22 protein-coding genes are annotated in these 22,677 nt (G+C 62.9%); 9 read left to right on the top strand and 13 right to left on the bottom strand.

What is annotated here, in order from left to right:
• The first annotated feature begins 300 nt into the window (after positions 1–300).
• From BSZ35_RS11875 to BSZ35_RS11865, 3 genes are all read left to right on the top strand, one after another.
• A complete protein-coding gene (locus BSZ35_RS11875) occupies positions 301–1,173 on the top strand; it encodes a transporter (protein WP_105012637.1) in 873 nt (290 codons plus the stop codon).
• Positions 1,174–1,356: 183 nt separating this feature from the next.
• Positions 1,357–2,031, top strand: coding sequence for a BON domain-containing protein (locus BSZ35_RS11870; RefSeq protein WP_105012636.1), 675 nt, complete (start codon positions 1,357–1,359; stop codon positions 2,029–2,031).
• Between the two features lie 223 nt (positions 2,032–2,254).
• Complete coding sequence (locus BSZ35_RS11865; protein WP_105012635.1) at positions 2,255–2,845, top strand: HEAT repeat domain-containing protein; 591 nt, start codon at positions 2,255–2,257, stop codon at positions 2,843–2,845.
• Positions 2,846–2,880: 35 nt separating this feature from the next.
• Here BSZ35_RS11865 and BSZ35_RS11860 read toward each other — a convergent pair whose 3' ends face one another.
• From BSZ35_RS11860 to BSZ35_RS11840, 5 genes are all read right to left on the bottom strand, one after another.
• Positions 2,881–3,372 carry an HPF/RaiA family ribosome-associated protein gene (locus BSZ35_RS11860; protein ID WP_181149319.1) on the bottom strand — a complete coding sequence of 164 codons (492 nt, stop codon included), beginning with the start codon at positions 3,370–3,372 and terminating at the stop codon, positions 2,881–2,883.
• 111 nt (positions 3,373–3,483) lie between these two features.
• Entirely contained in the window at positions 3,484–3,828 is a 345-nt protein-coding gene (locus tag BSZ35_RS11855) for a hypothetical protein (RefSeq protein ID WP_105012633.1), read from the bottom strand.
• Positions 3,829–4,036: 208 nt separating this feature from the next.
• Positions 4,037–4,294, bottom strand: a complete 258-nt coding sequence (locus BSZ35_RS11850; protein ID WP_105012632.1) for a hypothetical protein — start codon at positions 4,292–4,294, stop codon at positions 4,037–4,039.
• Positions 4,291–4,635, bottom strand: coding sequence for a hypothetical protein (locus tag BSZ35_RS11845; RefSeq protein WP_105012631.1), 345 nt, complete (start codon positions 4,633–4,635; stop codon positions 4,291–4,293). The genes BSZ35_RS11850 and BSZ35_RS11845 overlap by 4 nt, the downstream gene beginning before the upstream one ends.
• A gap of 104 nt (positions 4,636–4,739) precedes the next feature.
• Positions 4,740–7,406 carry an MMPL family transporter gene (locus tag BSZ35_RS11840; RefSeq protein ID WP_258096204.1) on the bottom strand — a complete coding sequence of 889 codons (2,667 nt, stop codon included), beginning with the start codon at positions 7,404–7,406 and terminating at the stop codon, positions 4,740–4,742.
• 198 nt (positions 7,407–7,604) lie between these two features.
• On the opposite strand from BSZ35_RS11840, the gene BSZ35_RS11835 reads away from it, so the two are divergent.
• Both BSZ35_RS11835 and BSZ35_RS11830 read left to right on the top strand, forming a co-directional pair.
• Positions 7,605–8,054, top strand: a complete 450-nt coding sequence (locus tag BSZ35_RS11835; RefSeq protein ID WP_105012630.1) for an Hsp20/alpha crystallin family protein — start codon at positions 7,605–7,607, stop codon at positions 8,052–8,054.
• Between the two features lie 216 nt (positions 8,055–8,270).
• Positions 8,271–8,471, top strand: a complete 201-nt coding sequence (locus tag BSZ35_RS11830) for a hypothetical protein (protein WP_105012629.1) — start codon at positions 8,271–8,273, stop codon at positions 8,469–8,471.
• Between the two features lie 267 nt (positions 8,472–8,738).
• Here the strand turns inward: BSZ35_RS11830 and BSZ35_RS11825 are convergent, their stop codons facing one another.
• A complete protein-coding gene (locus BSZ35_RS11825) occupies positions 8,739–10,178 on the bottom strand; it encodes an alpha-L-fucosidase (RefSeq protein WP_105012628.1) in 1,440 nt (479 codons plus the stop codon).
• A 382-nt stretch (positions 10,179–10,560) separates the two neighbouring features.
• Here BSZ35_RS11825 and BSZ35_RS11820 point away from each other — a divergent pair, with 382 nt between their 5' ends.
• A complete protein-coding gene (locus tag BSZ35_RS11820) occupies positions 10,561–11,208 on the top strand; it encodes an outer membrane beta-barrel protein (RefSeq protein WP_181149318.1) in 648 nt (215 codons plus the stop codon).
• Positions 11,209–11,226: 18 nt separating this feature from the next.
• Here the strand turns inward: BSZ35_RS11820 and BSZ35_RS11815 are convergent, their stop codons facing one another.
• From BSZ35_RS11815 to BSZ35_RS11805, 3 genes are all read right to left on the bottom strand, one after another.
• Positions 11,227–11,898, bottom strand: a complete 672-nt coding sequence (locus BSZ35_RS11815) for a TrkA family potassium uptake protein (protein ID WP_105012626.1) — start codon at positions 11,896–11,898, stop codon at positions 11,227–11,229.
• A 43-nt stretch (positions 11,899–11,941) separates the two neighbouring features.
• Positions 11,942–12,463: a cupin domain-containing protein gene (locus tag BSZ35_RS11810; RefSeq protein WP_219846638.1), complete on the bottom strand. Its 522-nt coding sequence runs from the start codon at positions 12,461–12,463 to the stop codon at positions 11,942–11,944.
• 225 nt (positions 12,464–12,688) lie between these two features.
• A complete protein-coding gene (locus BSZ35_RS11805; RefSeq protein ID WP_105012625.1) occupies positions 12,689–13,762 on the bottom strand; it encodes a mannose-1-phosphate guanylyltransferase in 1,074 nt (357 codons plus the stop codon).
• 385 nt (positions 13,763–14,147) lie between these two features.
• Between BSZ35_RS11805 and BSZ35_RS11800 the strand changes: the two genes are divergently transcribed.
• The 3 genes from BSZ35_RS11800 (at position 14,148) to BSZ35_RS11790 (ending at position 16,517) form a co-directional block, all read left to right on the top strand.
• Positions 14,148–14,357 (top strand): cold shock domain-containing protein, encoded by a 210-nt coding sequence (locus BSZ35_RS11800; protein WP_105012624.1) that lies wholly within the window; start codon positions 14,148–14,150, stop codon positions 14,355–14,357.
• A gap of 463 nt (positions 14,358–14,820) precedes the next feature.
• Positions 14,821–15,771, top strand: a complete 951-nt coding sequence (locus tag BSZ35_RS11795) for an SMP-30/gluconolactonase/LRE family protein (RefSeq protein WP_219846637.1) — start codon at positions 14,821–14,823, stop codon at positions 15,769–15,771.
• Positions 15,772–15,917: 146 nt separating this feature from the next.
• The gene (locus BSZ35_RS11790) at positions 15,918–16,517 is read left to right on the top strand and encodes a short chain dehydrogenase (RefSeq protein WP_105012622.1); all 600 of its coding nucleotides are present in this window, start codon (positions 15,918–15,920) and stop codon (positions 16,515–16,517) included.
• 170 nt (positions 16,518–16,687) lie between these two features.
• On the opposite strand, the gene BSZ35_RS11785 is transcribed toward BSZ35_RS11790, so the two are convergent.
• The 4 genes from BSZ35_RS11785 to BSZ35_RS11770 all read right to left on the bottom strand — a co-directional run bounded on the left by BSZ35_RS11785 (position 16,688) and on the right by BSZ35_RS11770 (position 22,664).
• Positions 16,688–17,188 carry a hypothetical protein gene (locus BSZ35_RS11785; RefSeq protein ID WP_105012621.1) on the bottom strand — a complete coding sequence of 167 codons (501 nt, stop codon included), beginning with the start codon at positions 17,186–17,188 and terminating at the stop codon, positions 16,688–16,690.
• A gap of 161 nt (positions 17,189–17,349) precedes the next feature.
• On the bottom strand, positions 17,350–17,700 hold the full coding sequence (locus BSZ35_RS11780) for a P-II family nitrogen regulator (protein WP_258096203.1): 351 nt from the start codon (positions 17,698–17,700) through the stop codon (positions 17,350–17,352).
• A gap of 421 nt (positions 17,701–18,121) precedes the next feature.
• Positions 18,122–21,370, bottom strand: a complete 3,249-nt coding sequence (locus BSZ35_RS11775; RefSeq protein ID WP_105012619.1) for an efflux RND transporter permease subunit — start codon at positions 21,368–21,370, stop codon at positions 18,122–18,124.
• 184 nt (positions 21,371–21,554) lie between these two features.
• Positions 21,555–22,664 carry an efflux RND transporter periplasmic adaptor subunit gene (locus BSZ35_RS11770; RefSeq protein WP_105012618.1) on the bottom strand — a complete coding sequence of 370 codons (1,110 nt, stop codon included), beginning with the start codon at positions 22,662–22,664 and terminating at the stop codon, positions 21,555–21,557.
• Between the last annotated feature and the right edge of the window lie 13 nt (positions 22,665–22,677).

Here is a 22,677-nt window from a genome sequence, read left to right as displayed (position 1 = left end):
ATGGAATAGCATCCCAACGCCAGTGAATCATTCCATCGTCGCTCCAGGGAATCTGAGATTCCCAGCATCTAGATGGCCAGCATCTCAGATGTCCAAACTTGATCTGGGCAATCTAGATTGCCAGAGCCTATCCAATCATCATAGAGGCCTCCCCACCCGGCTGGATGGGCTCCAAGTCAAGCTTGGAGCGACGAAAAGGGATCATGTCTTAGTGTTAGACTTCCTCAAATCTTTGTGCCCGCGTCTTCCAGTAGCCCCACTCGTACTAATCACCAACATTCTCTCACGAGACGAATCATCATGCAGCGACCCATCGTCCGGGTGCGGATGGCAACCGTTCTTCTGAGTGCTATGCTTCTGTGCGGAGCCGGCGGGTTCGTCTCCTCTGCCGTCGCGCAGCAGGTCACGGTGAGCACCTCCGGGCAGTATTCGAGAGGCGACTACATCTTCACGGAGTCGACGGACGTGTTCGCGTGGACGACAGACCTGGGCCTCACCCAGGGACGACTTCAGGCTGGTGTGAGCATCCCCCTCCTTGTCCAAACCACGCCGTGGGTGTCATACACGGGCGGGGGCTTTACGCCGTCCGGCGGCCCACAGCACGCAGCGGTGGGAAGTGGACGGCGCGGGCCGCAGCGCGGACGCCGCTCCCCCGTTCCTCTCCCCGACACCGGATCCAGTCGTCAGACCGGGGTCGGGGATCCGCTGCTTCGAGCGTCGGTGGCCGTGGTTCGCCCGGACACCACGGAGTGGGGCGTTCGCCTCACGGGTACGCTGAAGCCGCCCCTCGCCGACGTGGACGCGGGCTTTAGCACCGGAGCGTGGGACGGTGGGATCGGGATGGTCGTATCGCGGATGCTGTCCCCCTGGTTTGTGCTCGTGGAGGGGACGTACTGGTGGCTCGGGGACCTGGACGACCTTCCGTTGGAGAACGGGGCTACCTACAGCGTGGCCGTGGGACAGACGTTTTTCGAGGGCCGCTGGGGGTTATTGGCCTCCCTCTCTGGGTCGACAACCGTCATTGAAGGCATCGATCCGCCCCTCTCCCTAAACGGGGGGCTGGGCTTCTCGACGGGAGAATGGGGCGTGAACGCGACGGTGAGCTCCGGCCTGTCGGAAGGAGCTGCCGACTGGTCTTTCGGGCTCGGGGCTACTCTCACACTCAACAATTGAGACTCCGTTCGTCCCATTCGGAGGCCTCTCTTCAGCCCACCGCCCAGCCTCCTGCGGCGGACTGCATCTCCCTCCATGTCCTTACAGCCTTCAGTCCGAATCTGAGATCGCAGCCCCCCCGGGCCCGTCGTTTCTTGTTCTGTTGCAACACGCTTCGTCCGTTCTCTAACCTCTCTCCGTACCATGACAACCAAACGATCGAACAAGGACCTCCGAAATCGTGTGCTGGACGAGCTGGACTGGGAACCCAGCCTAGACTCGGCCGACATCGGCGTGGCCGTGAAAGACGGCATTGTTACCCTCAGCGGCCACGTGCCCAGCTATGCTCAGAAGCGCACGGCCGAACGCACGATCCTTCGCCTCTCCGGCGTGAAGGGCGTCGCCAATGAGATGAAGGTGCAACTATCCTCCGACCACGGCCGGTCGGACCACGAAATCGCCCAGGCGGTCGTCCACGCGCTCGAACGACACATTCAGATTCCTTCGGACGCCGTAAAGGTGAAGGTCGACAACGGCTGGATTACCCTCGAAGGCGTGGTCGAATGGAACTATCAGCGCAAGCGGGCCGAGCGTGCCATCCGGTACCTGATGGGCGTAAAGGGGGTTTCCAATCACCTCCGGGTGAAAGAGCGAGCCACCCCGGGCGATCTGCGCCAGCGCATCAAGCAGGCCCTGGAACGTCGAATCGACGAGGAAGCCAAACACATCAATGTCAGCGTCGACGGAGACACCGTGACCCTGAGCGGCACCGTTCCCTCCTGGTCCGACCGAAACGACATTGAGGATGCGGTATGGGCTGCCCCCGGCGTGACGACGGTCAAAAATAATCTCAAGGTCTCCCGGACGGCGTACGTGTAGCCCATTTGGCCTCGTCGGCGTTCGGATCGCAAAGGCGTGAAGTGCCGAACACGGGGCCCGGTCCCGCGTCCGGCGCTCTCGCTGGCATTGGAAAGCGCGTACTGTGCTGCCATCGTCGCGTGAGACGATGTCTCCTTTCCAATCGGAAGCACGAACGCCCCCTCGTGTCTCGCAGCCTCCCCGGAGTCCCGTTCCCCACTGCAAATAGGCCCCACAAAACGTGATGTATTGGATCCCTTCCGTAGACGCTCTCACAAGCAAGACAATATTCCTTCTCATTGCCGCGGTGCTGCTCGCCCCCCTAACGGGTCGCGCCCAGGACCGGACGGATCCGGCCGGGGAGCCGACGTCGGTGCCCATTTGGGTTCAGAACTTCGGCAAACAGCTCCGGACGACCCTCGAATCAGGGAACCCGGCCACTCGGGATCAGGCCCTTCAGCACATCACCTATTTTGCCTCCTTCTACGAGGAGGAGATCGACTTCTCCGACGCAGTGCCCACGCTCGTCGACCTCTACCGGAACGACAACGACGCAAACGTGCGCCTCCACGCGCTCGTGGCCCTCTACGCCATCGGGGACAAGAAGGGAATGCAACAGGTGCGCCAATCGATGCACGACCAGCGCTGGCCGCCGCGGCTGAAACTTGTGACCCTCGCCGCCCTCGTAGACTACTACGGGGCCGAAAGCTTCAGCATGGATCGGGAAGCAGCGTCGTATGCCAGAAGGCTCATACGGTACTATACCCCGAAGGGAGACGTGGAAATCGGTCCGTTGGAGCCGATGGAGACCGTCGACCCCGAGGAAGAGCCGTAAAAGGACGGGCCGTCTTCCCTGCGGGGCGAGGACGACTACGATGCCGAAGGGGCGTCTTCTTCCGTATCGGGTTCCTCCCCCGCAAACTCCCCGATTTCCTCGATGTAGCGGTCCTCATACTCGTCCGTGAGCCCCTCGTAGCGCTCTGCCTCAATCTCCGCGCCCAGCTCTCGCTTCACCTTGCGCCCGCCGGCGCGTCGGTCATCGATCAGTTGCTCCCGCCACTCGCGGAGTTCGCGCGTGAGGTGGTGCTTCATCTCCACGATGGACTGCGAAAGCGTGTCTGCCGATCCTTCAGCGCGGATGAGGTGGCCGGGCACAGTGATATTCACTTCGGCCCGATAACGTCGCTCGTCCTCTCGCTCCTGGGGATGACGTCGGGTCGTTTCCTCAAGCTCCACGTCCACCTGCACCGGATCTCGATCCAGGGCTCCGAGAGCCCGAAAGGCATCGCCCAGCTTTTCGGTCACGAACGCGTAGAGCGCATCGTCGAGTTCAAGATTCGTCCCCTGCACGCGCACAAGCATGGTTCTGGTGGAAGTTGGTGATGGCATAGCAACCGACCGCGCGTGATTTGTCCCATCGACCGCGAACGTCCTCAACGAGAATGTTCTGCATCGACACGCCCGACCGGCCCGTTACACTTCCTCGTTCGTCCCTTCCTCTTCCTCCAGCTCACCCTCACGGGTCACCTGCACGCCTGCCCGGGAGAGGTCCATGTTGTGGTCGTCGGCGATCCGGTCGAGCGCCCGCTCGATCCATGCCTTCGCCTCCTCTGGTTCTACGGTGCCGAGCGCGTAGACGTACAGCACGGCGGTTGACTCGTGGTCCACGTCGCCCACGTCGGCCCCCTCAATTCCCGTAATCACCTGCTCGTACTCTTCGCCGGTGCGCCGGACGTGTGCCTCGATCGTCTCGTATACCACGTCCAGAAAGGAGGCGGCGCCCTCCAAGAGGAAAACGTGTTCGGGGAACGTGTCCATCACTGTCGGCTCGGGCGGTACGGAGAGCGAATTGGAAAACAAAAGAGAGCACCGGCTCGGTTCGCTGGTCTGATGGACCCGACGTTGATCTCAATCGCAAACGCTCTGAGTCTTCGCCACCAAGGGACCTGCTACTTCGGCCGGTGCTCTGGTCTCACGATACAAAAAAGCAACCGGGGAACGGATGGACCTCCGGCGCATCGAGGTGTCAGGATCCCGCCCGTCTGCCCGTCCCCCGCCGGACGGCCTCGGATGCGCCCGTGCCGGGGGGCCGTCCTTGGTGCGAACGCGCCAAATAGTACCAAGCAAAGCCGCCCCCGACCACTACGAACGCGAGGCCGAGCCCCACCATCTCGCTTGGAGACGTAACCGGGAGGTCCGTCGTCCGCGGAAGCGCGATCAGGGCACCCACGAGAAGGACGAAGCAAAAAATCAACAGACCGAAGTATTCGAGAAAGAGCTTCATGATTGGGTCTCCTCCATTTGGGCGACGAGATCGGCCAGAATCCAGAGGGATGGCACCCACAACCCGACGAAAATCGCCGCCTGGGGATTGCCCGTAAACCAGAGGTACAGGGACAGGGCGAGCGCCGCCACCCCGGCAACGAAAATCCATCCTTTGCTGCTCATGAGCGTAACGACTGAAGAAGAAATGTCGATGTTTGGCTGCGATCCTCCGGACTGCGAGGGCGAACGTGCCGCAATCAACAGACGGGCACGGACGGCCGAGTACGCCCCCCCGGAGTCGCGCGGCTGCTCGGTCGCCGTCGGTCCCCCCGTTCGCCCACCGGGCACAGCCCGCAGCATAATACCTCGGATGCCCCTCCTCGACCTGCGCTATTCCGACCGTGTCGCCCTCTTCCATTCCTCCACACAGGCCCGCGCCGAAACGCGCACCGGCCCCCACTTCATCAACGCATCGGGTGATTCTTTTCCTCAGCAGACAGCGTTGGGACTCGCGCCGCGGTCTCCCCGGTCGGATTGCCTTCTTCCCTCCGCTCCTCGTCCCACTGCAGCAGAGCCGGCAGGAAGATTAGCGCCGCCGCAAGCGTGAGCCCGATCCCGACCACAGCCAACTGCCCGATGGAATGCAGTCCCGGATGCATCGACAAGAGCCACCCGCCGAACCCAATCATCGTCGTCAGGGCACTCACCGTTACGTGCTCACCGGTAGAGCGCAGTACGCGCCCGATGGAGCCGCGCCCCTCCTCCAGGTAGCGGTGCACCACGTGAATGCCGCTGTCGTCCCCAATGCCGAGCACGGTGGGCAGCACCACGAGGTTGTAGAAGTTGAGACTCCACCCAAAGAGCGCCATCAGGCCGAACAGCCACAGGAAGCTCGCCGCCAGCGGGAGAAGGGCCAGCAGCACCCACTTGACCCGGCGTAGAATGATGAGCTTGAACACCACGACGATGAGCAGCGTGAGCCCCACCATCCAGGGCGCCTCGCGAAGCATGAGCCGAAGCACGTCGGCGGCCACGATGGAGGTAGAGGCCGCGTGGTACACCTCCTCGTCCGCCGTGCGAATCGTGCCCACGTCGTCCGCAAAGCGCATCGAGTTGCGCCCATTGGCCAGCCCCACGGACGGATAGATGATGACGAGACTCCCGATCTCGCCCGTTTTCGTGGTGAAGGGGCGCTTCAGAAAATCGGGCACCTGATCGAGCGCGACGGGCACCCGCGTCTGCACGGCCCGGCGCAGGCGCTCAATGTTTGGGTCGTTCGAGGCTCGTAGGAAGGAGTTGTCGAGAAGCGACCGTACCGCCTGCAGCTGCTGAAGCTTGTCCTGCTGTGCGGTCGAGTCCATCGGGAAGCGGTCCTGCAGCACCTCCACCCCGTCGACGGTGGGCGAGAGTGTGTCACGGGCCGCGGAGCGCCGGAGTGCGTCGGCCACGGCCCGCGCCTCCTCCGGACGGTCGACGATCACGTACGCTGCCGTGCGGGACCGATGCTCGCTGTACACCTGCCGCCACTTCGCCTTGATCTGCTCGTAGCGCTCGTAACGGGGCTCCAGCTCGCCGAAGTCGTACTGAAACGGCACGGGCCACCCGGCCCAGAGCGACAGGCCAAGGGCCACGATTCCCATACCCACGATGAGTCGGGGGAAAGGATACCGGAAGGAGCCGGAGGGCGCAGCGGTTGAGAGTCGGGCCCCCTCGGCCTCCAGGTGAAGGAGATGCACGCGCTCCAGAAACACCAACAGGACCGGAAGCACAACGAGCATGGCGAGCAGGGCAAACACGGTGCCCACCCCCGCCGTGAAGCCGAACTGGCTGAAGCCCCGAAAGTCCGCAATCATGAGCACAAAAAAGGCCGCCGCCGTCGTAATGGCGACCACGGTGATGGCCTGGCCGGTCGTCGTAAACGTATGCAGCACAGACGACATCACGTCGTGCCCCTCTCCGCGCTCCTCCGCGTAGCGGGCGTAGAAGTGGATTCCGAAGTCGATGCCCAATCCGAACAGCACCAGCCCCAGCGTCGCCGTCATGATGTTGAGCTGCCCGTACGTGAGATAGACGACCCCGAACGTCCAGGCCAGACTCATCAGCAGGGGCAGGCCCAGGATGAGAGCGTTTACCGGCGCCCGTATCAGCACGGAGCGAAGCACGCGCGGGCGCCACTGATGCCCCACGCGCGACTGATAGCTCTTGTACGCAAAGTAGGCAACGACGAGAAGCAGCAGCGTCAACACGCCGGCGCCGAAGGAGCCCCACACGTCGCTCGTGATGGTCTCCACCTCAATGAGCTGTCGCAGGAGCCGCCCCCCGAGCGTCACCTCCATGTCCGGATGGAAGCGCTGCGGATTCATCTCGTCCACCAACCGTCGAAGGGACGCGTAGGCATCGTCGATGAACCCGATGTCGGTCTGCGCCCCGCTTGGATACAGGCGCACGGCCATCACCGTCGAGTCGTCCGAGATGGGGTATTCCTTCGTCACCAGGTCCTCGTAGAGCTGCTGCAGACGCTCGGCGGTGGGGTCGGGGCCCGCGCCCTCCTCGTCGAGCTCGACGTAAAACGGATTGGCCTTCAACTTTGCCGTCCGGATCTCGCGGTGCAGGTACGCCTCCAGCGAATCGAGTTCGTTGGGCGTCGCGAAGTAGAGCGCATTGTTCTGAATGAACGTGACGTCGTGGTAGTAGTCGACCCGCAGGAAGTAGGGCTCGTCGGCCGCCCGCCGCTGAAGATCGAGGGCCTTGGGAATGAGGGCTTCGGCAAACCGCTTGTTGGCATCAAACGAGGGGCTCTCGATAATCACCGCCGCCTCGTTCTCTCCCCCCATCCGGTCCCGCAGCTCCGTGATTGCCTGCACGCTCGGATAGCTCTCGGGCAGGAGGGTAGAAAAGTCGGTATTGATCGACAGCCCCGTCATGAGGCCGCCGCCCACCCCGGCCAGCCCTGCCGCAACGACCAGCACGAGAAGTGGATGCTGGACGACCCTCCGCATCAGGGGGGCGAGGACGTCGAAGAGGCGTTCAATCATAAACGAATGTCCGTAGGGACGAGCGGGACCAAAGAGACGGCGTACAGGCGAAGGGTACGCACCGTCGGCCCGTCCCACCAGGGCGGGGACACTCATTCTCTCGTCCGGAAATCCCTGACATCCATCTCTCGATGGCTCGTCGCGCCGTTGGAGCAGGAGAGCAGGGTCGCTCGCTGACTTGCACTTTCGCCACTGGAAAACCGACAAAATGCCCGAATCAAGAAGCCCCTTCCGAATCGAATCCGCATCTTCGATCCCACACGATTCTACTCACAAACTCTCACGCATACCGCCATGGAAACACTCACTCGCTCGTCCCGCCGCACCTCGCCGCTTCGAAGTCTGCAGGACGAGGTCAATCGCGTTTTTGAGTCCGTCTTCCCGAGTTCGATGGGCGAACAGGAAGAATCAATGTCGACCGTCTGGTCTCCGCGAATGGACCTCACCGAGTCCGACGACAACTATCACCTCTCGGTCGACCTGCCGGGCATCTCGAAGGACGACGTCTCAATCTCCGTCGAGAACAATCGCCTCACAATCCGAGGCGAGCGCCGGGAAGACTCCCGCACGGAGAACGAGAACATGGTGCGCATGGAGCGCACTTTCGGATCGTTTTACCGCTCGGTTCGCCTTCCGAAGTCCGTGAACGAGGACAAGATCAAGGCCACCTTCACCAATGGGGTCTTGTCCGTCGACATTCCGAAGACGGAGAAGAGCAAGCCCAAGAAAATCAAAATTTCGTAGCCTCCGGCGTCGCCGGTGATCGCGTCGAGAGTAGACGGGACGGCAATGCTCCCGTCCTCTTCATTCCCGGAGCGCCGTTGGACGAAGCAACGGCGCCCCCGGATGCAGACCCGCGTCCCTCCGCCCCCTCCCTTGACTCGGAGCGGGGCGGGCGGCGCCAGAGGCTTTTTCTCTCGGCTGCTCGTACGCGAGTGGCGAACAGACCCTTACCCCGTTATGCACTACGTCGAAATTGCAGACCTCTACATCAACCTCGACCACGTTGCCTACATCCGAAAAGAGGAGCACGTACAGCTTGGCACCGTGGTCGCGATCCACTTCACGTCCCCGGATGATACTCCGCTGTACATCGGCGAGCAACACTACGATGAACTCGGGGCGCTCCTGCTGGAACCCAAACGGGTGCAAAAGGCATAGAGTCGTTCCGTGAGCCGGTGCCCTCTGCCTCCCCAATCTCTCCTTGTGTCCTGCAAACCGACATCACCGGATTCGGCCGCACGCTCCACGAACCCAATACCTGGCGCCCCGACATCTCGGAGATCCGGGGCGCTCCCTAACGCCTGCTTTCGAATCTAGTATAACTGCGATGGGGACTGCACACTTTTGCTCAAGCTGACGACGCACGACAGACCGCAGTCCGCGGTCGGACCGGGAAGATCTTTTGTCGTCCGCAACTCGGGCTTGTCAATCTCGCATCATGCGCCAGGGAGCCGGAGCGATCTTGAGCGCGTGGGCCGGGCGCTCGGGCACGTCCGAGGGAAGTGTGATGCGAAGCCCCTTCTCCGTTGCGGTCCACTCCAGTGGCGCGGATCGTCCCAAGAGCCGAACGGTCATCTCCGTCTTCGGCTGGAGTCGCGGAATCGTGATCGTCGAGCGCGAGGGCGTGTCCAGCAGAAAGGCGTACACGGTGTCCTCCTTTTGCGTAAAGCGAACCCGGAGCGAGTCCCGAAGCGTCGTGCCCGTGGCCTCCACCCACGGCCGCGTGCCGTAAATGCCCTCGCCGTGCACGTCCAGCCACTCCCCGAGGCCCGTGAGCAACTCGCGCTGCACCGCCGGGATCGTACCGTCGGCCTTCGGGCCCACGTTGAGCAATAGGTTGGCATTTTTCGAGACATTGTCCACGAAGAGGTCCACCAGGGCATCGAGACTCATGTAGTTGGAGCGCGGCTCGTTGGCGTTGTAGCCAAACGACTCGCCCATGCCCCGTGTGTTTTCCCACTTGTGGCCAATGAGGCGATTGATCGTATCGTACTGGTACTCCTGCGTGTAGAAATCTCCGCGGGCCCCGCGCGATTTTCCCCAGCGGTCGTTCACCGCCACCGCCTGGTCGCGCTCCGCCGCCTGGTTGTAGTAGTAGGCAATGAGCTCTTTTGAACGAAATTGCTCCGGCGTGCCCATCCAGTCCCCGTCTAGCCACAAGACTGAGGGGTGATACTCGTCGATCAGCTCGCGGGCCTTTGTGTTCATGTAGCGCACGTAGTCGTCGCTCATGTAGGCCGGGTGGGGGCCGGAGTACTTGGGCGTGTAGTAGTTCAACATGGCGTGGTAGGAGGCCCCAAAGCGCATGTCCTCGGCCCGAACCGCCTCGGCCAACTCGCCGATAATGTCCCGCTGCGGTCCCTTGTCCGCCGCATCCCAGTCCGTATAGCGAGAATCCCACATCGGAAACCCGTCGTGGTGCTCCGCCACGGGGATGACGTAGCGAGCGCCCGCGTCTTTGAAGAGCTTCGCCCAGCGCTCCGGATCCCAGCGTTGCGCCCGGAATTGAGACACAAAATCCTCGTACTCCACATCGTTTCCGTAGGTCTTATTGTGGTACCGGTAGGTGCGCGTGCCGGGCTCGTCGTAGCGCTCCGGATACCACTCGGCATACTCGGCGGGCGGAGCCCAGGCCGGGACGGCGTACACGCCCCAGTGGATGAAGATGCCGAGCTTGGCATCGTGGAACCACGTCGGCGCTGTATGCGCTTCCAGCGAGCTGTAGGTGGCCTCATAGGGAGCTCCCTTCTCCTGCGCAGCGGCGAGGGACGGCAGCAAAATGAGGCCCGCAAGGAGGCCGATCACAAAAACCGAAAGCGACGACGGACGAGGTCTCTTGCAGAAGGGGACACTTTCAGGACACATGGGCAACCGGGCATTGGATGTCAGACGGCAGACGATGGACCGTACCGCAAGATACAATACCGAGAGAAAATGTTAAGACCTACTCACCAAGCTGTCCGCCTGCTTTGCACATTCGCCAGAGCCTCCCCGCCCTAGACGTTGAACGAGTACCGATCGTGTCGTCTGGCCCTGCCCCCTTCTTCCGTCCCATACGTCTCTGGCCGAGGCGAACGCAAACAAGGCGACGTTCGGCGTTCTCCGCCCCGACCTGCCGAAGAAAAGAAAGCTCATTTCGACCTCCTAGGACCCTTCCGGGCGTCTTTCAGCCCCCTCCGGAACGGATCCCACGCGGGAACGGCTCGTTCCAGCATTCGCTCTGTATCTTTCCAAAAGAGGCCCGCCTGTGTCCCGTTTGCTTCCCCCCTTGCTCCTGATCGGCGCTCTTTTGGTGGCGGCCCCTTCGGTGCAGGGACAACCCTCTCCGCAGTTTGGGATTACACTCGGCCTCAACGCAACCACGCTAGAGGGTCCCGGCAATCTCGGCACCCGAACGATGGCAACGGGTGGAATTGTCATGCAAGTGCCCATCTCGGGGCCGCTTTCCGTCCAGCCGCAGCTCCTCCTTAGTCAAAAGGGGACACTCGTCCAAAGCCAGCAGGGCGGCAGCATCCGGTACGGAGCGGGGTACATCGACCTGCCGGTCCTTCTCCGCTTCCAATTGCCAATGCTCGGGCCCGTCACGCCGTACGGGCTGGCCGGGGGCGTTGGGGGCATCAAGATTTTCGAGCAGCAGCGGGCCGGGGGCGACTTTAGCCTGCCTCTCCCCAATGACGGGGCGTCATTTTTTCGGCGCACCAACGCGGGGCTCACCGGGGGACTGGGCGGCACCTTCAAGTTTGGACGCGACCGTCGCATCAATCTCGCGGTTCGCTACGAGCACGGGATGGTGGACGTGGCCCGTTCCATTGACCGCCAGCCCTACGAGCAGGCCCCCTTTCCTACGACGGCCGAGACCCGGACGTGGTCGATCATGCTTCGGCTTGGAGTCTGACGCGGCCGTGACGTCCAGTCAGGTCGCCGTCTCGTTCGCGAGTTCGGCCACCGCTTCCAGTGCGTCGTCGGGACCCGCAAGAAGCAGCGTGTCCGTCCGTTCGAGCGTCTCATCTGGATCCGGCGGCACAATCATCTCGTCGTTCGTCGTGTCGTGGATGCCCACGACGGACACGCCGAACTGCGCACGGACCTCAAGGTCGCGGAGGGTGCGGCCCCGCCAGTCGTCCGGCACCACCAGCTCCTGCACGCTCAGGTTGCGCGCCATGCGGACGTAATTGAGTACCCCCTTCTCCGAGATCCGACTGGCAAGATTGTATCCGGATTCGCGCTCCGGGAAGACGGTCTCCGTCACCCCAAGCCGCACCATCACCCGAGCGTGATTGTGCGAAATCACTTTGGCGTAGACGTTCTCGATGCCAAGGTCCGTGAGCGCCATCGTGGCCAGGATGCTGGCGGTAATGTCGTCGCCCGTGCTCACAACGGCCGCGTCGGCCTCCCCGGCCCCCACTTCCTCCAGCGTCTCCCTCTGTCGTCCGTCCCCCACCGCGGCGCGCGAGCAGTGCGGGGCAATGTTGTCCACTGCCCGTTCGTCCGTATCCACGGCAATGACGTCATGCCCACGACTGTAGAGCGCCTCCGCGACGCTCGACCCGAAGTTGCCGAGCCCGACGATGACAAACCGTTTCATGAGCGATGTCCTGTTCTACAAAGCAAAAAAATGCGACGGACAATCAGTCCGCACGGGTGAGCCGCTCGATAAGCGCGGCGTGCTCGGGAAACTCGTTCGTGAGGGCCGCCCGGTCGGCCAGCTCAAAGTCCGCAAAGTCGAACGCCGGGGCCGTCGTGCAACCGACAAGAGCATATCCTTCCTCGGCGTGCACGGTGGCCCCGAACCACGTTCCAGCAGGCACAACCGTCTGAAGGTGGTGCCCATCTTCGACCGATCGGCTCAGCGTCACGGTCGAGTAGGTGCCGTCCGGTGCAATCTGATGCAGCGTGACGGGACCCCCCTCGTAGAAGTGCCAGGCCTCATCTTGCCGAATGCGATGGAGGGCCGAGAAGGACGTGCTCGGAAGTAAAAAGTAAATGAGGGCTGCCGCGTCGCGGGCGTCTGCGAACCGCCCCGGGAGCCCGCTGGCCGGAATGGAATGCTCGGCCCGGTAGGTTTCGCGGTAGTACCCTCCCTCCGGATGCGATTCCAGATCCAGCCGGTCAATCCAAGTTGAGGCATCGAGCATGTCGCGTTGGAGCATCACGGGACAGGTGTCGAAAATTGGAGGCCCGAAGCGATTCGCTGGTCTGCGGGGACCGCCGAGTCCCCACGTCCGCGGCCGCAGACTGCCCGCTCGACAGCGTCTTCTGTGCCCACACGTCCGGAACGCCGCCCTCTTGGATCGGCACACTCACGATTCGAGCGCCAATAATGGTCCCTTCATTGCCATCCCCAGAGCAACCCGGACGTGCGAGCCCACCGTCCGTTATACATACTCCTCAAACTGATGAGCGTGGAGGTACTCAACAACCTGCTTTACCTGCTGTGCGCTCTCGCGGTTGCAGACGAGGACGGCATCGTCGGTATCCACCACCACCGAGTCGTGAAGCCCCACGAGCACTACGAGCCGATCGCCCGCCTGCACGTAGCACCGGCTGGAGTCCTGCATGATGACATTTCCCTCGATCACGTTTCCGTGCTCGTCCTTCTCACTGAGGTCGTACACGGCCCGCCAGTCGCCCACGTCGTTCCACTCAAAGGAGCCGGGCACAACGTACACGGAATCGGCCTGCTCCATGACGCCGTAGTCGATAGAGATGCGCGGACTATCCTTGAAGGCCTGCGTGAGCGTCTCCTCATCGACCCCATCGCCGGCCGCCCGCACCGGCTCGAAGGCCTTGTGGGCGTCCGGCAGGTGCCGCTCTACCTGATTCAGAATCGTATCGGCACGCCAAATGAACATGCCACTGTTCCACAGAAAGTCGCCGCTGTCGATGAAGCGCTCGGCGGTAGACTGGTCCGGCTTCTCGGCAAAGGTGCGCACCGGATAAGCCTCCAGTTCAGCGCCCTCCTCCTGCTCATCACCGTCGTACTGAATGTAGCCGTAGCCGGTGGCCGGGTAAGTGGGCTCGATGCCGATGGTCACGAGCGCGTCGGGCTCCTGCGCCGCCTCAAGGGCAACCTCCAACGTGCTGTGAAAGCGTTCCACATTGCCAATCACATGATCCGCCGGGAGGACCACCATCGTCGCGTCCGGGTCGCGGTCCGCAAGGGTGGTGGCAGCATACGTAATGCAGGGCGCCGTATTGCGGCTGATCGGTTCGGCGAGGATGTTCTCGTCAGGAACTGCCGGTAGTTGCTTCTGCGTTTGCTCGATGTAGCGCTCGTGGGTGACGATGAGGCAGCGCTCCGGCGGGATGAGGCCCTGCAGGCGAGCGACGGTATTTTGGATGAGCGTTCCGTCACCGAACACGTCCAAAAATTGCTTCGGACGCTCCTTGCGGCTGGCGGGCCAGAAGCGACTGCCGATGCCCCCGGCCATGATCACGGCGTAGTCCATGTGAGAGCGGAGAGACTCGTGAACGGAAAAAATCGATCGGGTGCAACATAGGAGTTACGGCGAGAAGTTGCACACATGGAATCGGAGAGAGGAAGAACGAAGACCCGGAGAGCACACCCACGGAGCCAGACGCGATTCTGCTCGGGCAGACACGCGCTTCGTGGCTCGGCGATTCTGCTCTCTTGCGTCCCTTTGTCCCCTCCGGCTCTCCGGCCGTTCGTGTCCGATCTTGAGAAAATGAAGAGACACACAAGGGGGAACAGAACACGTGGGAAGCCCCCTCGTTGTAGGTCTGCGTCATACGCCCTTCGTCGTCTGGCTCTGTTTGGAGCGAGACTGTCGAAGCGATCATCGAACAAGAAAGAGACAAAGACTACCCGGAATCATGGTGCAAGGAACCGTTAAGTGGTTCAGTCCTGCTAAAGGATATGGATTCGCCGAACCCGACGAAGGAGAAGACGACGTCTTTCTCCACCACAGCGAGGTCCCCGACGAGGATCTCGAGGAAGGAGATCGGGTCGAATTTGAAATCGAAGAGACCGACAAGGGGTTGAGCGCGATCAACGTCGAGCGCGTCACCGAGCGTCAGTGGTAAACTGACGACGGCGGTCCCCGTCGGGTGCGCTCGGGACCGTATCCCCATATTGTGGCGTCACACGAGTCGGGCCGAGCTCGTCCGCAAGGAGCCCTGCCGGAGCACTGGCGCACCCGTTCCGAGGGGGCTCGGTTCCGATGCGTGGCATTGGGCCGCGCGGGTTCGGCTCGCCGACGCCGTCTTTTTCTGTGGAGTTGCGATGCCCCTTGTCGTAGGGGCGCATTGGGTCTACGCCTGATGAAGGCCGATACGACGCACTGTCGTGTGTCCCCAGTGGGCAGCTCCGCACTCGTCTCCAGAATGCCTAGCGGGGGATCTGTGTGTCCCTGCCATTTCTCATACTGTGTCGAACAGAGGTGCGCCGCGGCGGAGCGGCGGCTTTTTTTGTTTTGTACTTGGGTGGCCGCTTTTGTACAAAGGAGACGGGAATTGCTCAATGTCTTTGTGACAGTGCTGTGTCGATATGAACCGGTTTATACACATGTGGGCCCCGTTCCGAAAACCGTACGGGGGACTCAGAAGAGGCCTCGTTTGTCTCGCCCTCCTGATTGGCGTTGCGTCAATTGGGGGGTCGGCAGTGGCACAGCAACGGCCCGTGCCCAAGGGAGCAACGGTAGAGCTGGTGGACGATGGATTCGAATTTACGGAGGGGCCAATCTGGTATCAGGGCACCCTCCTCTTTTCGGACATCCCGGCAAACACCGTGTATCAGTGGACGCCCGACGACGGAACGTCCGTATTCATGAAACCCTCCGGCCACGCCAACGGACTTGCGATCGACTCCTCGGGACAACTTCTCCTCGCCCAGCACGACGGACAGGTGGGACGGCGCACAGCCGACGGGTCGGTCACCGTCCTCGCAAACACCTACGGCGGCAAACGGCTGAACAGTCCCAATGACTTGACGGTCGCTTCCGACGGCACCATCTACTTCACCGATCCGCCCTACGGCGTGGACGAAAACGACCGGGAGCTTAGCTTTTCGGGGGTGTACCGCCTTTCGCCGAACGGCGAGCTGACCCTCCTCACCAAAACCTTTGCACGCCCCAACGGGATTTGTCTCTCGCCGAACGACTCCACCCTCTACGTGAATGACTCACGCGAGACTCGTATTCGAGCGTACGATGTCACCGAGAGCGGGGGCATCGAAAACGGTCGACAGTTTGCGGCTCCCACCGACGAGGGCGCTGAGGGCAGCACGGACGGCATGAAGGTGGACGCTCAAGGCAATCTCTACACCACAGGGCCCGGCGGCGTGTGGGTGTACAGCCCCGACGGTACGCAGCAAGCCCGCATTGCGGTTCCAAAGGCCCCCACGAACCTCGCCTTCGGCGGGCCGGACCGAAAGACCCTCTACATTACCGCCCGCCCGCACGTCTACCGCGTTCCGGTGAACGTGCCGGGGGCAGAGTAATCCGCAACCCAACGTCCCGTTCGGGCCTGTCTCCGATCGCTCCGTCTCCTCCCTGTTAGAACGCGTGAGGAGAGCGGGCGGTGGAGCCCCCGTACCGCCGCCCTTCTTTCGCTCTTCCGTTTCATTGCACGCACGATCTGTTCCTTATGGACATACTCGTCGTTGGCGGCACTGGCACCATCGGAACCGCGGTGGTGAGCAATCTCCAGCACGACCACAACGTCATCATCGCCGGTCACAGCAGCGGGGAGGTGCAAGTAGACCTTGCCGACCCCTCCTCGATCAACCGCCTGTATCAGTCCGTCGGCATCGTGGACGCAGTGGTGTCCTGTGCGGGCGAAGCGGCATTCGGAGGCCTGGAAGAGCTCACCGACGAGGACTTTGACGTGAGCTTGTCCAACAAGCTGATGGGCCAAGTCAAACTCGTCCGGCAGGGCATCGACGCCGTGCGCGATGGCGGCGTATTCACACTTACGAGCGGGGTCCTCAGTCAGGAACCCATTGAGGGAAGCGCGGCCATCAGCCTCGTCAACGCAGGCCTCGAAGGCTTCGTGCGGGCCGCGGCGATCGAGCTCCCCAGGGACCTCCGCATCAATGTGGTGAGCCCGCCGTGGGTCGAGGAGACGCTCGACGAAATGGGCGCCGACTTTTCGCCGAGTCTTCCGGCGGCCACCGTGGCGGATGCCTACCGGGCCAGTCTCGACGGCAACCAGACGGGAACCACCATCGATGCGCGCAACGTGTAGGCCGCGCCTCACTTGGCATCGGGCGTAGAGGCGGCGTTTTACGAACTCCGCATGCTCCTCGGGGTGGGGGTGTGGACGGATGTCTCCTCCACCCGTCCACACGTTCTCCCGTCCCTATCCACACGAGCCCGAAGGCCAACACGCAGCCCCTCCCGCAAGTGGATTCGGAATTACTCGTCCTCCTCATGCTCCGTCTCATTGGGGGCCTCGTCCTGCATCGTGGAGGCGGAGGCGCCTCGAAGCTCCGGATGACTGATCTTGCCGCCTAGATTGGCCGTGTAACCGATGAGGCCAGACGCGATCACGGCAAACACGAGGGTAAGAATCACCGTCCACCGGACGAGATGCTCCCGCAGGAGCGCATATCCCAGCGCGCCGAGGGCTGAGAGTCCGGTCACGAGCCCTCCGATGAGTGCGTAGATACCAACCTCCTCATGGGCCTCAATGGCGTCGTGGGAAACCCCCGCCAGGCCCTCAATAATCTCTTCTGCGGGCTCTCCGGTCAGATATACAGCGATCGCCGACAGTCCGGCGACTGCAAGCAATCCGAGACTCGCTTTTTGGACATCTTCGTGGCTCCGCCATAGGCCGTAGGCCAGCAAAGCAGCCCCGAAGATGAGACCCAGAAGCGGAATGTGATTCAATAGCAAATGGAGATGTGCAGCACTCATTGGGGTCAGGGACGTTGTGGGTGAAAAGAGGGACGGGAAATCGGATGGAAACTAAAACCGAATTTCTGTATCGTTTTGCAATGTCGAGGCTGAACAGTTTCCATGCTACCCGTCAAACACGCACCGTCCTGTCGGGGAATTACGCACATCCAGCGGCCGGTCTACTTCTCCCCCTCAATCGTCTGCTCCTGCTGCGACCAGGACTGCGTGCGGATGTCGATCATGCGATCCACCGGCAGAATGAACACCTTGCCATCGCCCCGCCGTCCCGTCTGCGCCTCATCCGCGATGGCCTCCGCCAACTCCTCCACCCGGGCGTCCGAACACACCACCTCCAGCTTTACCATATCGGCGTAGGGCGACACCTGCGGACCATAGGACTCTCGTCCCTGCGAATCGGCTTCTCGACCGAAGCCGTCGACCCGCGAGAGGCTGGCCCCCGGCACCTTGAGGGTCCGGAGCTGCTCGGCCACCTCGTCCTTTACGATGGGGCGAATGTACGCTATGATCATTTGCATGGCAGGAACGGGCTCTGGTAAAAAGGGCTTAACCTGAAGAATACATGATGTTACAGGGACGCATGGTTTGGCTTTATGAGATTATCCGCCGGACATCCCCTGAGGACCGAAAGGGACCTTTTCCGGCCTTGAAGAAATGGCCGCCCGGACACCGACGGGAGCGAAACGACCGAAATTTCTCATGTCTGAGCGTAAGCGAGTTTGAGAAATTTCAGTGGAGTGCAGGAAGGTGTCAGGCGATTTCTTCACAGCCTTGATCTTTTTTGTGCATTTTTGGATCCAAGCCAAAAATGCACGCTCCCTGCCGGAAGGAAGTACAAATGTAGGAAGAGAGTAACCTCGTACGGCAGTTATTTTCATAATCCCACACCATGCGTCCCTACGCCGTCAGAAATGTGGGGCCAACTGTGGAATTTCACGAAGCCACACTCCCCCGCAGTTGCGCCTCCTCGCCGGCCTCCACCTCGCGGGCAATGGCCGTCTCGGTGCGGGTCTCCGGATTGAACCAGCCGTAGAGGATGGGCAGAAGGAGAAGCGTGGAGGGCACCAGCGTAAAGATGCCGCCCACCACCACCGCCGCGAGCGGGCGCTGCACGTTGGCCCCAATGCCCTCGGCCACCAGTAGCGGCAGCAAGCCGAGCAGGGTGGTGAGCGTCGTCATGAGGATGGGGCGCAGGCGCAACAGCGCCCCCTCCCGCACCGCGTCCACGAGCGACTGCCCCCGCTGCCGCAGGTTGTCGATGAAGCTGATCATCACCACCCCGTTCTGCACCGCAATACCGAGCACGGCAATGAACCCGACCGACGCCGGCACGCTCATGTAGAGCCCCATCGCCCACAGCAGGAGAATGCCCCCGACGATGGACACCGGAATGTTGAGGAAGACGAGGATGGCCTGACTAATCGAGTTGAACGTCATGTACAGCAGCACGAACACGATCGCCAGCGTAATGGGCATGATCAGCATCAACCGTTCGCGCGAGCGCTGCTGGTTCTCGAACTGGCCGCCCCAGTCCACCGTGTAGCCGGCGGGGAAGGAGACCTCGTTGCGCACGGCCTCTTTCGCCTCCGCCACGAAGCTCCCGGCGTCGCGGCCGCTCAGGTTGATGCCCAGCGTGATCTTGCGCTCGCCTTGCTCGCGGCTCACTTCCGCCGGCGCCTCCGTCAACTCGACGGTCGCCACGTCGCGGAGCCGGATCTGCGCTCCGTCCGGGGTCCGCATCGGCAGGTTGCGGATCGACTCGACCGACCCGCGCGACGTCTCCTGAAACTTGCCGACGAGGCTGAAGCGGCGGTCCCCCTCCAAAATGGTGCTCACACGCTCGCCCCCAATCGCCATGTCGATGGCCCGCTGGATGGTGCCCACGTTGAGGCCGTATCGGGCCGCATCATCGCGGCGGATGGTGACCTCCACGTAGCCGAAGCCTGCGATTTGCGAGGGCAGCACGTCGGCTGCGCCCCGGATGTCGGACACCGCGTCGGCCACCGCCGACTGCAGGCGCTTGAGTTCGTCGAGGTCCGGCCCAAAGATCTTGATCGCGATCTCGCTCTTGGCCCCGCTCACCATCTCGTCGAGGCGAAGGGCGATGGGCTGGGTAAAGGCAAAGTTGGCCCCGGGAATCTGATTGACACGCGCCCGCAGCGAATCCACGAGGGCCTCTTTCGAGTCGAAGCGCCACGTGTTGCGCGGCGTGAGGCCCACGAACATGTCCGTCAGGTTCTGCCCCATCGGGTCGAAGGCCACGGCCGGACGCCCGGTCTTGCTCACTGCCTTCGTGACTTCGGGAAACTCCAGCAGAGCGTTTTCGACCTTGGTTTGCACGTCGGTCGAGGTTTCGAGGGCCGCATCCGGCTCCAGCGCCACCTGGATGGCCACGGAGCCCTCCTCCAACGGCGGCGCGAACTCGGTGCCGAGCGTCGTGAAAACGCCCGCCCCGACGCCGAGCAGAAGCACCGACACGCCCACCGTCTTCCACCGGTGCGCGAGGGCCGTGTCCAGCAGCGGCTCGTAGCCGGCCTTCAGCCACGCCACAAACCGGTTCGTCGATCCGGTGCCGCCGGCGGGCGCTCCGTTCTCCGGCAGCGTCCCTTCCTCTTCTCCTCCGCCTTCGTTGACCGGGGGTGCCTCCTTATCGTCGGACTGCCCTACGGACGCCAGCAGGTACGAACTGAGCGCGGGGGCCATCGTGAGGGCCAGAAAGAGCGCGGCCATCAGGGCAAACGACACTGTAAACGCCATGGGCCGAAACATGCGGCCCTCCAGGTTCTGGAGCGTGAAGAGCGGCAGGAAGACCGCGATCACGACGCCCACGGAGAAGGCGATGGGCCGTGCCACCTCCCGCCCGGCCCGCACCACGATGAGGCCGATCGACTCGTCGGGGTCCTGCTCGCGCAGCCGGTAGATGTTCTCGACCATCACGATGGCCCCATCCACGAACATCCCGAGGCCGATGGCCAGACCGCCCAGACTCATCAGGTTGGCCTTGAAGCCGAAGTAGTTCATCAGAATGAACGTGGCGAGCGCCGTCATCGGCAACACGAGGCTCACGATGAGGGCCGAGCGCCAGTCGCCCAGGAAGCCGAGCAGCACCAGGATGACGAGGACGCCCCCGATGAGGAGACTCGTGGTGACCGTCGAGATGGCCGCGCTTGTGAGCTCATTCCGGTTGTAGAACACCTCCACGCCCACGCCTGGCGGCAGCGCCTGCTTCAGATCCTCCATCTTGGCCTGCACGTTGTTCACCACCTGCTGGGCATTGGCCCCGCGCCGCATCATCACGATGCCGACGACCGTTTCGCCCCGCCCGTTCACGGAAGCGGCGCCGTGCCGCACGGCGTGGTCCACCTGCACGGTCGCCACGTCGCGCACGAGGATGGGCGTCCCGTTGCGGCTGGTGATGACGGTGTTCTCGATGTCCTCAATGATGTCGCCGCCCTTCGCTCCCAGCCGCCCCACGCCGCGCACCACGTACTGCTGGTCGTTGCGCACGATGTAGTTGCCGCCCGAGTTTTGGTTGCTGTTGCGCAGGGCCTCGTAGGCCGTGTCCAGCGAGAGGTCGTGGTTCACCAGTTGCTCCGGATCGAAGCGCACGTGGTACTGCTTCACGAAGCCCCCGAGTGCGTTGGCCTCTACCACTCCCTCCACGGTGCGCAGCTCCGGCGCCAGGATCCAGTCCTGCATCGTCCGCAGCTCGCGGGCCGAGTACGTCCGGCCGTCGTCCTTCTTGTCTACGAGGGCGTACTGGTAGACCTGCCCCAGCGCCGTGGAGAGCGGCCCGAGCGACGGCTGGGCCTTCGCCGGCAGGTCTTCCTTCACCTGGTTCAGGCGCTGCGAGACGAGGCGACGCACGAAGTACGGGTCCATGTCCTCCTCGAAGACGAGCGTCACCACGCTGAGGCCAAACTGACTGAGCGAGCGGTTGTCCTGGACCCCTTCGAGGTTGGTCATGCTGATCTCGATGGGATAGGTCACCAGCTTCTCCACCTCGACCGGCGACATGCCCGGCACCCGCGTGAGGATCTGCACCTGGTTGTTGGTGAGCTCCGGGTAGGCGTCCACCGGCACCTGGCGCCAGCTGTAGATGCCCCACCCGACCAACACGGCCATGAGGAGCAGGATGAGCACCCGGTTCTTGACGACGGAGGAGACGAGGCGGTCAAACATCGCAGAAAGATCGAGTGGTGAGGGGCGAGAGGCGAGGGGCGTGGAGGACACGATCGTTCATGCTCCACGCCTCCAGGCGAAAGATCACCCGCGTTGATTGAGTGTACAGTCTGAAACTACTTCCTCATCAGCAACTACCCCCGCTGATTCAGGGCGCACTCTGAAAGCACTTCCTCATCAGCAACTACCCCCGCTGATTCAGGGCGCTCACAATCTGATAGGCGCCCCGCGTTACAATCTCAGTCCCAGGTGAAAGTGTCGGTACGGCAACGGTCCCTTCCGCCTCCGCGTCGGCCTCCAGGTACACGCGACGGAAGGTGCGCGGCCCCTCCCGCACGAGAACGTAGGCGCCGGAGCCGTCCGTGAGGAGGTGATCGGCGGCAATGGCGGACTGGGCCTTGCCGGTCCGCTGCACCTGCACGGTAGCGTACATGCCGGGCCGCAGGCTGCCGTCGCTGTTGTCGAGCACGATGCGGGCGCTCGCGGCGCGGCTCTCGTCCTCCACCTGGGGCGTCAGTTGTTCGATGGTCCCCTCGTAGGCACGATCCGGATTCATCGGGGTCGTAACGACAACGGACTGTCCCTCGCGGACGATCGACAGGTTGCGCTCAAAGACGTCCGCCATCACGCGGATCGGCTGCAGGTCGGCAATGTGGTAAAGCTTGTCCCCCTGCTGCACGGGAGCGCCAAGAACCGTCCTGCGGTCGAGCACCACGCCGTCAAGAGGAGCGACGAGCGGAAGCGTGGTCATGTCCTCCTCGCCCGTCGCCACCCACTCGATGCGGTCGGGTCGCACCCCGATGGAGCGCAGCCGCTGCCGGGCGGACTGCCACTGCCGCTCGGCGGCGCGCAGGTTCTTCTCGATGGCCACCCCGCGCTCGTCCAGCCGCCGCTGGCGGTCCAGTTCGTCGCGGGCCTGCCGGAGATCGGCCACCATCTCGCTCAGATCGGGCGCCCCCACGTCGGCGATGATCTCACCAGCCTGCACGCGCTGCCCGGTGCGGGCGCGCAGCCGTTCGATGCGACCGTCGACGAGCGAGGTCACGTAGCCCTCCTGGTCGGCCCCCGGGCGCACACGGGCTGGCAATTGCAGCGTCGTGGTCACGGGCTGTTCGGTGACCGCTGTGGTCTGCACGCTGACCTCATTGAGTTGCGCCTCCGAAAGCGTGATGGCGTCCGGGTCGGCCACGGAGTCGGCCTGGGCGGTGGGCGTGGTGGCGCCGTTTCCGCCGCAGTCGGGGAGGGCCACGGTGAGGGCAACAATCGCGATCAGGGGTAGGCGGGAACGGGGCATAATGGCGGTGTCG

The sequence above is a fragment of the Salinibacter sp. 10B genome (genome assembly GCF_002954405.1).
In the GTDB taxonomy this organism is placed as follows: Bacteria; Bacteroidota; Rhodothermia; order Rhodothermales; family Salinibacteraceae; genus Salinibacter.
The sequence above is the reverse complement of the archived record's forward strand: the minus strand, read 5'-3'. Positions and strand labels throughout refer to the sequence as shown.

Bases quoted from the DNA above. Each gene is read 5' to 3' on its own strand.
- BSZ35_RS11875 (WP_105012637.1), top strand. From the start codon at position 301: ATGCAGCGACCCATCGTCCGGGTGCGGATGGCAACCGTTCTTCTGAGT.
- BSZ35_RS11870 (WP_105012636.1), top strand. From the start codon at position 1,357: ATGACAACCAAACGATCGAACAAGGACCTCCGAAATCGTGTGCTGGAC.
- BSZ35_RS11865 (WP_105012635.1), top strand. From the start codon at position 2,255: ATGTATTGGATCCCTTCCGTAGACGCTCTCACAAGCAAGACAATATTC.
- BSZ35_RS11860 (WP_181149319.1), bottom strand. From the start codon at position 3,372: ATGCTTGTGCGCGTGCAGGGGACGAATCTTGAACTCGACGATGCGCTC.
- BSZ35_RS11855 (WP_105012633.1), bottom strand. From the start codon at position 3,828: ATGGACACGTTCCCCGAACACGTTTTCCTCTTGGAGGGCGCCGCCTCC.
- BSZ35_RS11850 (WP_105012632.1), bottom strand. From the start codon at position 4,294: ATGAAGCTCTTTCTCGAATACTTCGGTCTGTTGATTTTTTGCTTCGTC.
- BSZ35_RS11845 (WP_105012631.1), bottom strand. From the start codon at position 4,635: ATGCTGCGGGCTGTGCCCGGTGGGCGAACGGGGGGACCGACGGCGACC.
- BSZ35_RS11840 (WP_258096204.1), bottom strand. From the start codon at position 7,406: ATGAGTGTCCCCGCCCTGGTGGGACGGGCCGACGGTGCGTACCCTTCG.
- BSZ35_RS11835 (WP_105012630.1), top strand. From the start codon at position 7,605: ATGGAAACACTCACTCGCTCGTCCCGCCGCACCTCGCCGCTTCGAAGT.
- BSZ35_RS11830 (WP_105012629.1), top strand. From the start codon at position 8,271: ATGCACTACGTCGAAATTGCAGACCTCTACATCAACCTCGACCACGTT.
- BSZ35_RS11825 (WP_105012628.1), bottom strand. From the start codon at position 10,178: ATGTGTCCTGAAAGTGTCCCCTTCTGCAAGAGACCTCGTCCGTCGTCG.
- BSZ35_RS11815 (WP_105012626.1), bottom strand. From the start codon at position 11,898: ATGAAACGGTTTGTCATCGTCGGGCTCGGCAACTTCGGGTCGAGCGTC.
- BSZ35_RS11810 (WP_219846638.1), bottom strand. From the start codon at position 12,463: ATGCTCCAACGCGACATGCTCGATGCCTCAACTTGGATTGACCGGCTG.
- BSZ35_RS11805 (WP_105012625.1), bottom strand. From the start codon at position 13,762: ATGGACTACGCCGTGATCATGGCCGGGGGCATCGGCAGTCGCTTCTGG.
- BSZ35_RS11800 (WP_105012624.1), top strand. From the start codon at position 14,148: ATGGTGCAAGGAACCGTTAAGTGGTTCAGTCCTGCTAAAGGATATGGA.
- BSZ35_RS11795 (WP_219846637.1), top strand. From the start codon at position 14,821: ATGAACCGGTTTATACACATGTGGGCCCCGTTCCGAAAACCGTACGGG.
- BSZ35_RS11790 (WP_105012622.1), top strand. From the start codon at position 15,918: ATGGACATACTCGTCGTTGGCGGCACTGGCACCATCGGAACCGCGGTG.
- BSZ35_RS11785 (WP_105012621.1), bottom strand. From the start codon at position 17,188: ATGAGTGCTGCACATCTCCATTTGCTATTGAATCACATTCCGCTTCTG.
- BSZ35_RS11780 (WP_258096203.1), bottom strand. From the start codon at position 17,700: ATGATCATAGCGTACATTCGCCCCATCGTAAAGGACGAGGTGGCCGAG.
- BSZ35_RS11775 (WP_105012619.1), bottom strand. From the start codon at position 21,370: ATGTTTGACCGCCTCGTCTCCTCCGTCGTCAAGAACCGGGTGCTCATC.
- BSZ35_RS11770 (WP_105012618.1), bottom strand. From the start codon at position 22,664: ATGCCCCGTTCCCGCCTACCCCTGATCGCGATTGTTGCCCTCACCGTG.